The sequence below is a fragment of the Streptomyces sp. HB132 genome, assembly GCF_016909575.1.
Lineage (GTDB): Bacteria > Actinomycetota > Actinomycetes > Streptomycetales > Streptomycetaceae > Streptomyces.
The window spans coordinates 373,623-386,334 of the sequence record NZ_JAFBGA010000005.1 but is presented as its reverse complement, the minus strand read 5'-3'; the positions used below and the strand labels follow the sequence as shown (position 1 = coordinate 386,334).

Here is a 12,712-nt window from a genome sequence, read left to right as displayed (position 1 = left end):
CACCGGGAGCCGTCGTGGAGAGATCAGACCGCCGGGGCCGGGTAGGTCGGGTACTCGACTCCGGAGACGTGCTGGACCACCCGGATGACCTGGGAGGAGTAGCCGAACTCGTTGTCGTACCAGAGGTAGAGGATCGCGTTGTCGCCCTCGACCTTGGTGGCGCCCGCGTCGACGATCGAGGCGTGGCGCGAACCGATGAAGTCGCTCGAGACCGCGTCGGGAGCGGTGATGAAGTCGATCTGGCGCCTGAGCGGCGAGGTCAGCGACACGTTGCGGAGGTAGTCGAGGACCTCCTCGCGGCTGGTGCCCCGGGCGAGCTGCAGGTTCAGGATCGCGATCGAGACGTCCGGCACCGGGACGCGGATCGAGCTGCCGGTGATCTTCGCGTCGAGGTCGGGCAGCGCCTTGGTGACGGCGGACGCGGCACCGGTCTCGGTGATGACCATGTTGAGCGGCGCCGAGCGGCCACGACGATCCGAGTTGTGGTAATTGTCCAGCAGGTTCTGGTCGTTGGTGAACGAGTGGACGGTCTCCACGTGGCCGCGCAGCACGCCGTACTCGTCCGCCATCGCCTTCAGCGGCGGGACGATCGCGTTGGTGGTGCAGGAGGCGCAGGAGATGATCTGCTCGTCCGGCTTGATCATGTGCTGGTTGACGCCGTGCACGATGTTGGGGACGTCGCCCTTGCCGGGAGCGGTCAGGACGACCTTCGCGATGCCGGGGCGCAGGTGCTTGGACAGGCCCTCGCGGTCGCGCCAGCGGCCCGTGTTGTCGATGAGGATGGCGTCCTTGATGCCGTACGCCGTGTAGTCCACCGACGTCGGGTCGTCGGAGTAGATCACCTGGATCTCGTTGCCGTTGGCGATGATCCTGCTGTTCGCCTCGTCGACGGTGATCGTGCCCTGGAACTGGCCGTGGATCGAGTCGCGGCGCAGCAGCGACGCGCGCTTCACGATGTCCTGCCCGGCACCCCGGCGTACGACGATGGCGCGCAGCCGCAGACCGTTGCCGGAGCCGGTCTTCTCGATGAGGAGGCGGGTCAGGAGGCGGCCGATGCGGCCGAAACCGTAGAGGACCACATCGCGTGCCTCGCGGCGCTCCGTCTTGTTGGCGCCCGTCGCGCCGGCCACGGACTCGGCGGTGAAATCCTCCACCGACAGGCCGCGGTCGTCGGTCCTGTACGTCGCGGCGAGCATGCCGAGGTCGATCTGCGAAGGGCCGAGGTCGAGAGCGGCGAGGGCGTGCAGGAACGGCAGCGTCTCGGTGACGGAGAGCTCCTCGCCGGCTATCTGGCGGGCGAACCGGTGGGTCTTGAGGATGCTGACCACCGACTTGTTCACCAGGGAGCGGCTGTGGATCAGGATCGTGACGTCCTGCTCCCGGTGCAGCTTCCCGATGAGCGGGATCATCGACTCCGCGATCTCCTCGCGGGTCTTCCAATTGGTGAACGAGTCCTCGGTGGCAGTCACAAGTCCATCTTTCGAGCTAGGCGGTGCTCAAATGTTAACCGCACTGGATTTTGATCACGCAATCGGTGCCGCCCCTGCTCCTGGCCCGGTCCGAACGGCGTGCTCCGGTCCTCGTCCGTGAGGTGCACATGCAACGCCGGAGTCCGACGCGGACCGCTCGGTCCGACCTCGCCCGTGTGACGACCGACCGGACAGCGGCAGCACAACGCGTGGCCAGGGGGCGGCGCATCGACGGGTTCAGCTCTTCTCCCCTTCACGGCAGGGTGTCTGCCCCGCGCCGCCGCCGCCGGGCGGGTCGCCAGCGGCGCGCTGAACCGCCTGCACCGATCCACGGCGGGCTGGGGCCGGCGTGGGGACTCGGACGGACACCGCACGGTGGCGGAACCCTCCTGCCCATCCACCGATCAGGAATCCCGGCCAGTCGGTCGCGGCGGGCCGTGAGCCGCACCAGGGGCCGTCGCGGACGCACCGTGCCGGGCCGCACCGCACCGCACCGGGCCGTACCGCTCCCGGGGTCGCCGCCGAAGGTCGCCCGGGAGTGCGTCGCCGCCACGCACCCGCGTCGAACTCCGAGCGTCCTCCTGCGCCGTCGCATAGTCTGACCGCTCATGAGCACCCTGCAGACCGTCCACGACGTGCCCGTCCTGATGTGCCCCTCCGAGGGCGAGACCATCCACGGCGAACGCGAGGCCCTCGATCTCATCGGTGACGCGGGTTACCAGGGCGCCCGATGGGTCGTCGTACCCGCCGAACGCCTCGGCGAGAGCTTCTTCCGGCTGGAGACCCGTGTCGCCGGCGACATCGTCCAGAAGTTCGCCAACTACCGGCTGGGGCTGGTGGTACTGGGTGACGTCTCCCGCCACACCGAGGGCAGTTCCGCTCTTCGTGACTTCGTCCGCGAATGCAACCGGGGAAACCAGACGTGGTTCGTCCCCGACACCGAGGAGCTCGGCGAGCGCCTGAAGGGCTGACGGGCCGCACTGTGGGCATCCGGTCCTCGTCGACGAGGTGCTCGGCGGACGCGGTGTCCACCGTGCCGGGCCCCCTCTCCGTCAGGCCGGAGCAGACCACTCCGCGGTCCTGACCGTCCCGTTCGCGGATGACGGGCCCCGGCCGCCTCGCTGCCGACCGTCCCGTTCGCGGACGACGGTCCCGACCGTTCCGTTCCCCGATGATGAGCCCGTCCGACTCCAGCCGGTCGGTCCGCAGGGTCACCCCCGCCGACGAAACCGGCCCGGAGTCGGCGAGCTGCCCGGCCGCCGGCCGGCAGGGCTCGCCGGATCCGCGCAGTGCGGGCCAAGACGTCGAAGCACGCCACGGACGGGCCGTGCCGTTCGATGGATGCGGTGAGCCCCGGTGGCGCGCCGACGGGCGGTCGGCGCGCACGAATCCATCCCGTACTGAAAGAATTCGTTCTGCGATCCCTCGCCCGCGAGACGCTCTCGCGGTTGTACTGCCCGAGGTGAGCGAATGCGACATGTCATCGAACAGGCGGCTGCCTTGCAGCGCTCCGGCACCCGCTGCGTCATGGCGACCGTGGTGCGGACCTGGGGTTCGGCCCCGCACGGGCCCGGCGCCTCCATGCTGGTGGCGGAGGACGGCCGGATCGTCGGCAGTGTGTCCGGCGGGTGCGTCGAGGCCGCCGTCATCGCGGCGGCCGAGGAGGTGTTCGCCGGAGGACCGCCGGTCGTCGCACGCTGGGGAGTCGGCGACGAGGACGCTTTCGCGGTCGGGCTGACCTGCGGCGGGACGATCGAGGTACTGATCCGCGAAGTGAACCCCGAGACGCCGTTGGACCGGGTCTCGGCGGACCTGGCGGCGGGGGTGCCGGTCGCGCTCGTCACGCCGCTCGAAGGCCGCGGCAGTCTGGCGGTGGGCCCGGGGACGGTGAGCGGATCGCTGGGTGGCGCGGCTGCCGATCGGGCTGCCGTCCTGGCCGCCGAAGGCATGCTCGGCCGCGGCGAGAGCGGCCTGGTGAGCACGGGGGAGGAGGAGGTGTCCGCCGATGGGCGGCGGGGTGCGGGAAGTCCGGCCGGCCCCGCGTGCGAGCCGGGGCGCGAGCTCCTGGTGCAGTCCTTCGCCCCCCGGCCCGGGCTGCTGATCTTCGGTGCCACCGAGTTCGCCCGGCCGCTCGCGCACTTCGGCGCGGCCCTCGGACACCGGGTGACCGTCTGCGACGCCAGACCGGTGTTCGCGGATCCCGGCCGCTTCCCGGGCGCCGACGAGGTCGTCGCCGAACGGCCGGATCGCTGGTTCGAGGCCCATGAGAACCTGATCGACCCCACGAGCGCGGTGTGCGTACTGACCCACGACCCCCGCTTCGACATCCCTGTCCTCACCCGCGCCCTGCGCAGCCCAGCGGGGTATGTGGGTGCTTTGGGGAGCCGGCGTACGCACGAGGACAGGATGGTGCGGCTCCGAGCGGCGGGGACGACCGAGGCGCAACTGGCCCGTCTGCGTTCGCCGATCGGTCTCGACCTGGGCGGCAGGGGGGCCGAGGAGACGGCGCTCTCGGTCCTGGCGGAGATCATCGCCGTACGGCGCGGAGGGAGCGGCCTTCCGCTCAGCGCCGGCACGGGGCCGGTACACGGCCCGTGGCAGCCGGAGCGGTGAACGCGCCCCTGCCGACCGGCCCCGCAGCCGGGCCGGCGGCCCGCCGGTCTCTCGACGGGCCGCCGGCCCACACGGTCAGCCGGGAATCCTGCGACGGCCGCCCCGCGCCGCCGCCACCAGCTCGGGGAGGGTCGCCAGTTTGACCCTGGGGCGACCGTCGCGGCGTCCCAGAGCCAGCTCGGCACGCTCGATCTCCGCCAGGCCGCGGGCATCCACGACCCTCCGGTTACGGCGTCGCACGAGCCGCTGGAACGACTTCGCGTCGCGCTCCGGCTCCGGCAGCGCGCCACCGACGGCATCGTCCAGCAGCGTGCCCACGGTCTCGGCGGCGCAGATCCGGTTGGCCCCGATGCCGCCCGACGGGCCGCGCTTGATCCATCCCACGACGTACGTCCCGGGCAGGCCCGTAACCCGGCCGCCCTCGTGCGGGACGGTCCCCGTCGCCTGGTCGAACGGCAGCCCGGCGACCGGCAGTCCACGCTGGCCGACCGCCCGCAGGAGCAGCCCCGCAGGGATGCTCCTCGTGCCTTCCTCGCCGCCGTCCGCGCCGTCCGTGACCCGCAGTGCGGTGACTTCGCCGTCACCGAGCGCCTCCACCGGTGCGGAGTGGAATCGGAACACGATGCGGCGTCCCGCCGGCGGCGGGCGCGACCAGTCCACCGTCTCGCGGGTGACGCCCCGCAGCAGTGCCGCCCGGTCGCTCTGATCCGCCGCGTCGATCGTGGCGCCGGTCCGCTGATCGTGATCGTCCACGATCAGCTCCACGCCCGCCAGATGCTTGAGCGCGAGGAGCTCGGACCTGGTGTACGCCGCGTCCTGGGGCCCCCGCCGCCCCAGCAGCACCACCTCGCGTACCGAACCGGCGCGCAGGGCCTCCAGTGCGTGCCCGGCGATGTCCCCTGCGGCGAGCGCGTCGGGGTCGGAGACCAGGATCCGCGCCGCGTCCAGCGCGACGTTCCCGTTGCCGACCACGACGACCCGCTCGGCGGACAGGTCCACGGCATCCGGCGCGACCTCCGGGTGGGCGTTGTACCAGGAGACGAACGTCGTCGCGCAGATGCTCCCGGGCAGGTCCTCCCCGGGAATCCCGAGCCTGCGGCCCGCCGACGCGCCGACGGCGTAGATCACCGCGTCATGGTGCGCGGCGATCTCCTCCGGGGTGACGTCGCTGCCCACCTCGACACCGAGATGCATGCGCACCCTCGGATGCGTGTGGAACCTGGCGAAGGTGTCGCCGGCCCTCTTCGTCGACTGGTGGTCGGGCGCCACGCCGTAGCGGATGAGTCCGCCCGCGACGGGCAGCCGGTCGATGAGCGTGACCTCGGCGCCCGTGTGCAGCAGCAGGTCCTCGGCGGCGTACATCCCCGCCGGCCCCGTACCCACCACCGCGACCCGGATCGGTGCGAAGTCCGACGGCAGGCTGCGCTTGAAGGACGGCTCCCCCCACTCGTGGAAGTTCGGCCCCTCCGGGTCCTGGCCGGGCTCCCGGTCCGCGAAGTACGCCGCGTTCAGCGGACCGTACTCCCGCTGGGCGGCGGGAAGGCTGTCCACCGGGAAGACCGCTTCCACCGGGCACGCGTCGGCGCAGGCACCGCAGTCGATGCAGGACCGCGGATCGATGTACAGCATCTCCGTGCGGCCGAAGTCCGGCTCCTCCGGCGTCGGATGGATGCAGTTGACGGGGCACACCGAGACACAGGTGGCGTCGCTGCAGCACGTCTGGGTGATGGCGTAGGTCATGTCGTCCGCTCAGATCAGATGGGCACGCTTGTAGAACACCAGGGCGGGCTTGGTGAGCAGGCGGGCCGATGCCAGGAAGTCCATGAGGCCCGAACAGCTGGAACGCATCATCGACTTGTGGTGCTCGTTGGCCTTCGCCTCGGCGAGGGCGCGCTTCTCGTCCAGCCCGGCGTTGGCGTAGACGTCCTTGTTCACCATGCTGGTGACGATGACGTACGACGCGATGGCGATGACGAGCGCGTTGATCCGTCGTCGCACCGGGCCGGCGCCGCTGAGGTGCTTGCGGGTCTCCGCGCGGGCGAACTTCATGTGCCGGGACTCTTCGACGACATGGATGTTGTTGATGGTGCGGACGAAGGGCACGACCCGCTCGTCCCGCATCCAGTCGCGCTGCATGACGTCGAGGACCTCCTCGGCGACGAGGATCGCCGCGTACGCGGCCTCGCCGAACGCGAGGGTCTTGAAGGCCCGCCCCAGCTCCACCGCGAACCGGTGCGGCCGGTAGGGCGGGGCGCCCAGCTTCTCGGCGCCGCGGGCGAACATGATGGAGTGCCGGCACTCCTCGGCTATCTCGGTCAGCGCCCACTGGACGTCCGCGCTCGTGGGGTCCTTCGCGTAGACGTCGCGCAGGACCATCTGCTGCAGGATCATCTCGAACCAGATGCCTGTGCTGGCCACCGAAGCGGCTTCCTGGCGCGTCAGTTCCTTGCGCTGCTCCTCGGTGAGCTCAGCCCAGTAGGTGGTGCCGTACAGGGTGCTCCACTCCGGGCTCGCGCCGTGGAACTCCTTGTCCAGCGGCGTGTCCCAGTCGACCTCCGTGGCGGGGTCGTACGCCAGCACGGCGGCCGATTCGAGCAGGCGGCGGGTGAGGTGGTCCTCGGGCGGCCGGTCCTCGGCGTCCGGCCGAACGGTGCTGCTTGCCATGATGCAGGCTCCTCGGTTCGTCAGCGATGTCCTTGGTGCTGTCACCTGGGCTTCGCAGGTGACGGGTCGTCATGTGCCGTGCCGACGACCGGAGAAGGCGGCAGCACGGAGGACGGTGCGGGCGCCGCAGGGCACTCCTCCGTCTCCTTGTTAGACGGAAGGTATAGCAAGGAGGCCGGGTGGGCCTACCCCCCAGTAAGAAATGTGCCCTCATCCCCGCGATATCTCCTCGCGCCCACCCGTGCGCATGCCGGTCCCCCGTGTGTCCGGGGCGGGCGACGAATGTGGTTCGATCTGTCGAACATCGTTCGCAGTTTCAGCGCGAGTCATTGACGCGAGGTTGTCCCGGGCCTACGTTCCCGTCCGAAGTGGCGGGCAGGCGCCGGGATTTCGAACGCGCCGCCCTCCCTTCACGCGTCCCCGCACCTCAGAAACGAGCCGAGCCGAGACGAGACGAGCCACCATGCAACCACCCTTCCTCAGCCGGCGCCGAGCCCTCGCGGGCGGTGCCGGCGCCCTGGCCGCGGCCGGAGCCATGGGCTCCCTGTCCGGCTGCGCCGCGCCCGCGACCGCGGCCGGCCCGGGACAGACCCTGCTGCGGTACTGGCATCTGTTCGGCGGCGGCGACGGCGTCAACATGCAGGGGATGCTGGACGAGTTCCGGGCCGGGCACCCGGAGATCGCACTGGAGGCCTCGACCCTGCAGTGGGGCGCCCCGTACTACACCAAGCTCGGCATGGCGGGCGCCGGCGGCCGTGCCCCCGAGCTCGCCGCCCTGCACCTCGCCCGGCTCGCGGGCTTCGCCCCAGGCAGGCTCCTCGATCCGTTCGACCCCGACCTGCTCGCCGAACACGGCATCCGGCAGGAGGACTTCCCGCCGGACATCTGGCGCCGGGGCCAGGTGGGCGGGAGACAGTACGCAGTCCCTCTCGACACCCACCCCTTCGTCCTCTACTACCAGACCGAGGTTTGTGAGAAGGCAGGACTCATGTCGGGCGGCCGGCTCAGGCCGATCAGCGGCGCCGACGAGTTCGCCGACGCCCTGCGCGCCGCGAAGAAGTCGACCGGACAGCCGGGTCTGGTGACCGAGACGCTCGGGCCCGACTGCATCACCCCCTGGCGGCTCTTCTCCAGCTTCTACGCGCAGACCGGCGGCACGGTGCTCTCCGCGGACGGGAAGCGACTCGCGCTCGACGACGCCAAAGCGCTGCGGGTGCTGGAGTACCTGGCCCGTCTCGTCGAGGAGGGGCTGATGGTGCGCCGCGTCGACTACGCGGGATCCATCGGTGTCTTCAACGGCGGGAAGACCGCCTTCCACCTCAACGGCGAATGGGAGATCACCACCTTCAGGACCACCGGACTGCCGTTCTCCATGACCCGCGTCCCCGCCCTCTTCGGCAGCGCGGCGACCCAGGCCGACTGCCACGCCTTCGTCCTGCCGCACCAGAGGGACCGCGGTGGCGCCACGAACGAGGCCGCCCACACCCTCACCGCCTGGATGCTGAAGAACTCCGTGGCCTGGGCCCGGGGCGGCCACGTCCCCGCCTATCTGCCGGTGCTCGACGACCCGGCCTACCTCGCCCTGAAGCCGCAGTCCGAGTACCGCACGGTGATCGACGACGTGGCGCTGGACGAACCCGCGTGGTTCACCGGCTCGGCCTCCCGGCTGTGGATCGAACTCGGCGCCGTCTTCTCCGGGGTCCTCACCGGCTCCCGGAGCCCGCGCAACGCCCTGACCGAGGCCAGGACCCGGCTGCGGGCCCTCCTCGACACCCGCAACCCCCTCCCGGGAGCCGCGTCATGACCTCCACCACCGCGGCGGTGCCGGCACCCGTGGCGGAACCCGCCGAAGGAGCGGCAGGGCGTCCCGCCCGCGGTGTGCGCAGGAAGTGGACGGAACACGGCCTGGTGTTCATCGCGCCCTTCCTCCTCCTGTACGCCATGTTCCTCATCTGGCCGCTGGTCTCCGGTCTCGGCATGAGCCTCACCAGCGAGAACATCACCGGCACCGGCGGCGGGTTCGTCGGCCTCGACAACTACGCCGAGGCGATACGCGACCCCGACGTCTGGTCCTCGCTGTGGAACACCGTCTGGTTCACGGTCCTGTCCACCGTCCCCCTCGTCGTCGTCGGTCTCGTGCTGGCGCTGCTCGCTCACGAACTGCGGGTCGTGCAGTGGCTCTGGCGGCTCAGCTGGTTCGCACCGTTCCTGCTGCCGTCCGGCGTCGTCTGCCTGCTGTTCTTGAACATGATCCTGCCGTCCGACTTCGGTCTCGCCGACCAGATGCTCGCCGCCGTCGGCCTGACCCCGGAGATCGGCTGGCTGACCGACGAGCGGTACGCCATGCTCAGCATCGTGGCGACCACCGTCTGGTGGACCGTCGGCTTCAACTTCCTGCTGTACCTCGCCGCACTCCAGGCCATCCCGGCGCACCTGTACGAGGCAGCCGAGCTGGACGGTGCCGGCGCCGGCCAGCGGCTCCTGCACATCACCCTGCCGATGCTCCGCCGCACCACCGGACTGGTCGTGGTCCTCCAGGTGCTGGCCTCGCTGAAGATCTTCGACCAGGTCTACATCATGACCGGCGGCGGCCCCGACGAGTCCACCCGGCCGATCCTCCAGTACGTCTACCAGCAGGGCTTCACGGGCTACCGCATCGGCTACGCCTCAGCCGTCTCGTACATCTTCTTCGCCCTGATCCTGACCGTCTCCCTGGTGCAGCCGCTGCTGTCCCGGCGCCGAGCTGAGGAGGCCGCGAAGTGAGCGGTTCCGCCACCGTCACCACCCGCCCCGCCCCGCGGCCCGAGCGATCCGCCGGCGCCGGGGGCCGCCGCCCGCGCTGGACGCGGGGCAGGATCTTCCTGCTCGTCCTAGCCCTGCTCCTCACCGCGGCCTGGCTCCTCCCGCTGGCCTGGGCCGTCGCCACCTCCCTGAAACCGGAGGGCGACACCACGAGGACACCGCTCTCCTGGATCGGCTCGCGCGTCACCTTCGACGCGTACGGCAAGGTCTGGGAGTCGGGCGACCTGATGATCTGGCTCATGAACTCGGCGTACGTCTCCGTCATGACCACCCTGCTGACCGTCGTGACCTGCGCGATGGCCGCCTACGGATTCACCCGCACCGACTTCCGGGGCCGGCGGCTGCTCTACGGGCTGGTGCTCGCCGGCATCATGGTGCCGCCGCAGGTGCTCATCGCCCCCCTCTTCCGGGAGATGGTCCAGCTCGGCCTCGTCGACACCTACTGGGGCGTGATTCTGCCCCAGGTAGCCGTACCCGCCATGGTGTTCATCCTGGTGAAGTTCTTCGAGGGCGTCCCCCGTGAACTGGAGGAGGCGGCCTTCGTCGACGGCGCCGGCCGTTGGCGGGTGTTCTGGACGATCGTCGTACCGCTGTCCCGGCCCGTCCTGGCGGCCGTGGCGATCTTCACCTTCATCTCCACCTGGAACAACTTCCTCTGGCCGTTCCTCGTGACCACCGACCCGGGCGGCATGACCCTGCCGGTCGGCCTCGTCAGCGTCCAGTCGACCTTCGGCGTGCGGTACGCCCAGATCATGGCCTCGCTCGTGATCGCCGGGACGCCCCTCCTGATCGTCTTCGCGTTCTTCCAGCGGCAGATCGTGCGCGGTATCGCGCACACCGGTCTCGCCGGCCAGTAGCGGCCACACGCCCGGCGGCGCGTACGGACGGCACGTCCTCCGTACGCGCCGCCGGGACGGGTCCCACGTCCGGCGGTGGTCCGACCGTGGCCCGTCGACGGCGCACACGGCATGTCGCGGACCCGCCCGCACACGCGTCCCTCTAATCTCGCCGCCACGGACCAGGACGAAGCGGGGGAGCGGCATGCGCGAAGTGGCCCGGCTGCTGTGCGGACGGCGCACCAAGTGGCTCGTCGTGGTGTTCTGGCTCGTCGTCGTCGTGGTCGCGGCTCCCCTCGCCGGGAAGCTCATGGGGGCACAGGACAACGACGCCGCCTCCTGGCTCCCGAGCAGCGCCGAATCCACGCAGGTCTGGGAGGAGTCCAAAAGCTTCCGACCCGAGATCATCACCGCCGTCGTCGTCTACGCGCGCGAGGGCGGTCTGACCGGGGCGGACCGTGACCGTATCGCCGGGGACAAGCGGCAACTCATGGCGCTGAGCGCCCACGGCGTACGGGGCGAGGAGACGCGCGGCCCGCTCTACGACAGCAGGACGGCCCCCTCGGCCGCCCAGATCTTCGTTCCCATCACCATGGACGAGAAGGGATGGGAGCGGATCGGCCCCGCCGTCGACTCCGTTCGGGACATCGTGGGAACCGGACAAGGGGATCTCACGGTCCACATCTCCGGACCCGGAGGAGTCGCGGCCGACTCCGCCGACGCCTTCTCGGGCATCGACTCGACCCTGCTCCTCGCCGCACTGGCCGTGGTGGTCGTCATGCTGCTGATCACCTACCGCAGTCCGACGCTGCTCGTGCTGCCCGTCGTCTCGGTCGTCGCCGCCCTCCTCACCGCACAGGCACTCATCTACCTGCTCGCGGCGCACGCGGGCCTCACCGTGAACGGCCAGAGCGCGGGCATCCTGACCGTGCTGGTCTTCGGAGCCGGAACGGACTACGCCCTGCTCCTCGTCGCCCGCTACCGCGAGGAGCTACGGCGCCACGAGGACCGGCACGAGGCCATGGCCCGGGCACTGCACCGCGCCGGGCCGGCCGTCCTGGCCAGCAGCGGCACCGTGGTGCTGAGCATGCTCGTCCTGCTGGCGGCCGAGATGAACTCGACCCGCGGCCTGGGGCCGGTGGCGGCGATCGGAGTGGCGATCGCCCTGATCGCCATGCTCTCGCTGCTCCCGGCCCTCCTGGTGATCTTCGACCGCTGGGTCTTCTGGCCGGCGGTACCGCACTTCGGCACCCCCGAGCCCACCGAGCACGGCTTCTGGGCGCGGACCGGGCACCAGCTCGCCCTGCACCCGCGCAGGATCTGGGTGGCCACCGCACTGGTGCTCGCCGCCCTGTCCCTGGGGCTCGTCCAACTGCGCGCGGCAGGTCTCAGCAACGCCGACTCCTTCCCCGACAAGCCGGACTCCATCGCCGGACAGGAGGTACAGAACCGGTACTTCCCGGCCGGGAGCGGCAGCCCCCTCGTCGTCATCGCGGCGGCGGACCGGAGCGCACAGGTGCGCACCGCCGTCGAGGGGACCCGCGGAGTGGTACCGGGATCCCTGGTCGTGCCGCCCGGCGCCCGACCGGTGCACGACGGCCGGGCGATCTTCGAGGCGACCCTGGCCGACGCCGCGGACAGCGGGCAGGCCGAGCGCACCGTGGAGCGGGTCCGCGACGCTGTCCACGGGCTTCCGGGGGCGGACGCACGGGTGGGCGGCGACACGGCGGCGGCACTCGACATGGACGACGCCACCCGGCACGACAACGTGCTGATCATCCCGCTCGTGCTTCTGGTCGTGCTGATCATCCTCGCGCTGGTACTGCGCGCCCTGCTGGCGCCGCTGCTGCTCGTCGCGACGGTGGTGCTGTCGTTCGCCACCGCACTGGGTGTCAGTGCCCTGGTCTTCCGACACGTCTTCGACTACGCCGGCGAGACGACGGACTTCCCGCTCTTCGTCTTCGTGTTCCTGGTCGCCCTCGGTATCGACTACAACATCTTCCTGACCACCCGGATCCGTGAGGAGGCCCTGCACCAGGGCACCCGCGCGGGCGTGGTCACCGGTCTCGCAGCGACCGGAGCGGTGATCACCTCGGCCGGCCTGGTGCTGGCAGGAACCTTCGCGGTACTCGGCACCCTGCCGGTGGTGGCCTTCGCCGAGATCGGCTTCGCGGTCGCGCTGGGCGTACTCCTCGACACCTTCGTCGTGCGGTCCGTGCTGGTCACCTCCCTGTTCCTCGACATCGGACCGCGCGTCTGGTGGCCGCACCGGCTGGCCCGCGAGGACGGCGGGGCGGCGAGGAAGCGGGAAGCCGTGTAGAAAGGGGG

At 70.8% G+C, this 12,712-nt stretch carries 9 protein-coding genes; 6 read left to right on the top strand and 3 right to left on the bottom strand.

The features are described 5' to 3' along the window. Positions 1-23: 23 nt before the first annotated feature. Positions 24-1,469, bottom strand: a complete 1,446-nt coding sequence (locus tag JOC24_RS15035) for a glyceraldehyde-3-phosphate dehydrogenase (protein ID WP_205020757.1) — start codon at positions 1,467-1,469, stop codon at positions 24-26. A 608-nt stretch (positions 1,470-2,077) separates the two neighbouring features. On the opposite strand from JOC24_RS15035, the gene JOC24_RS15030 reads away from it, so the two are divergent. Both JOC24_RS15030 and JOC24_RS15025 read left to right on the top strand, forming a co-directional pair. Next, a complete protein-coding gene (locus tag JOC24_RS15030; RefSeq protein ID WP_205020756.1) occupies positions 2,078-2,440 on the top strand; it encodes a DUF4180 domain-containing protein in 363 nt (120 codons plus the stop codon). A gap of 499 nt (positions 2,441-2,939) precedes the next feature. After that, the gene (locus tag JOC24_RS15025; RefSeq protein WP_205020755.1) at positions 2,940-4,082 is read left to right on the top strand and encodes an XdhC family protein; all 1,143 of its coding nucleotides are present in this window, start codon (positions 2,940-2,942) and stop codon (positions 4,080-4,082) included. Positions 4,083-4,157: 75 nt separating this feature from the next. Here the strand turns inward: JOC24_RS15025 and JOC24_RS15020 are convergent, their stop codons facing one another. Next, positions 4,158-5,822, bottom strand: a complete 1,665-nt coding sequence (locus JOC24_RS15020; protein ID WP_205020754.1) for an FAD-dependent oxidoreductase — start codon at positions 5,820-5,822, stop codon at positions 4,158-4,160. 9 nt (positions 5,823-5,831) lie between these two features. Then, on the bottom strand, positions 5,832-6,746 hold the full coding sequence (locus JOC24_RS15015) for an AurF N-oxygenase family protein (protein WP_205020753.1): 915 nt from the start codon (positions 6,744-6,746) through the stop codon (positions 5,832-5,834). A 463-nt stretch (positions 6,747-7,209) separates the two neighbouring features. Between JOC24_RS15015 and JOC24_RS15010 the strand changes: the two genes are divergently transcribed. The 4 genes from JOC24_RS15010 to JOC24_RS14995 all read left to right on the top strand — a co-directional run bounded on the left by JOC24_RS15010 (position 7,210) and on the right by JOC24_RS14995 (position 12,704). Beyond that, on the top strand, positions 7,210-8,550 hold the full coding sequence (locus JOC24_RS15010) for an extracellular solute-binding protein (RefSeq protein WP_205020752.1): 1,341 nt from the start codon (positions 7,210-7,212) through the stop codon (positions 8,548-8,550). After that, complete coding sequence (locus tag JOC24_RS15005; RefSeq protein WP_205020751.1) at positions 8,547-9,509, top strand: carbohydrate ABC transporter permease; 963 nt, start codon at positions 8,547-8,549, stop codon at positions 9,507-9,509. Before JOC24_RS15010 ends, JOC24_RS15005 begins: the two co-directional genes overlap by 4 nt. Continuing rightward, positions 9,506-10,405: a carbohydrate ABC transporter permease gene (locus tag JOC24_RS15000; RefSeq protein WP_205020750.1), complete on the top strand. Its 900-nt coding sequence runs from the start codon at positions 9,506-9,508 to the stop codon at positions 10,403-10,405. The genes JOC24_RS15005 and JOC24_RS15000 overlap by 4 nt, the downstream gene beginning before the upstream one ends. Before the next feature lie 184 nt (positions 10,406-10,589). Further along, positions 10,590-12,704, top strand: coding sequence for an MMPL family transporter (locus JOC24_RS14995; protein WP_205020749.1), 2,115 nt, complete (start codon positions 10,590-10,592; stop codon positions 12,702-12,704). Positions 12,705-12,712 lie beyond the last annotated feature (8 nt).

Coding starts and splice junctions, on each gene's coding strand:
- JOC24_RS15030 (WP_205020756.1), top strand. CDS start 2,078: ATGAGCACCCTGCAGACCGTCCACGACGTGCCCGTCCTGATGTGCCCC.
- JOC24_RS15025 (WP_205020755.1), top strand. CDS start 2,940: ATGCGACATGTCATCGAACAGGCGGCTGCCTTGCAGCGCTCCGGCACC.
- JOC24_RS15020 (WP_205020754.1), bottom strand. CDS start 5,822: ATGACCTACGCCATCACCCAGACGTGCTGCAGCGACGCCACCTGTGTC.
- JOC24_RS15015 (WP_205020753.1), bottom strand. CDS start 6,746: ATGGCAAGCAGCACCGTTCGGCCGGACGCCGAGGACCGGCCGCCCGAG.
- JOC24_RS15010 (WP_205020752.1), top strand. CDS start 7,210: ATGCAACCACCCTTCCTCAGCCGGCGCCGAGCCCTCGCGGGCGGTGCC.
- JOC24_RS15005 (WP_205020751.1), top strand. CDS start 8,547: ATGACCTCCACCACCGCGGCGGTGCCGGCACCCGTGGCGGAACCCGCC.
- JOC24_RS14995 (WP_205020749.1), top strand. CDS start 10,590: ATGCGCGAAGTGGCCCGGCTGCTGTGCGGACGGCGCACCAAGTGGCTC.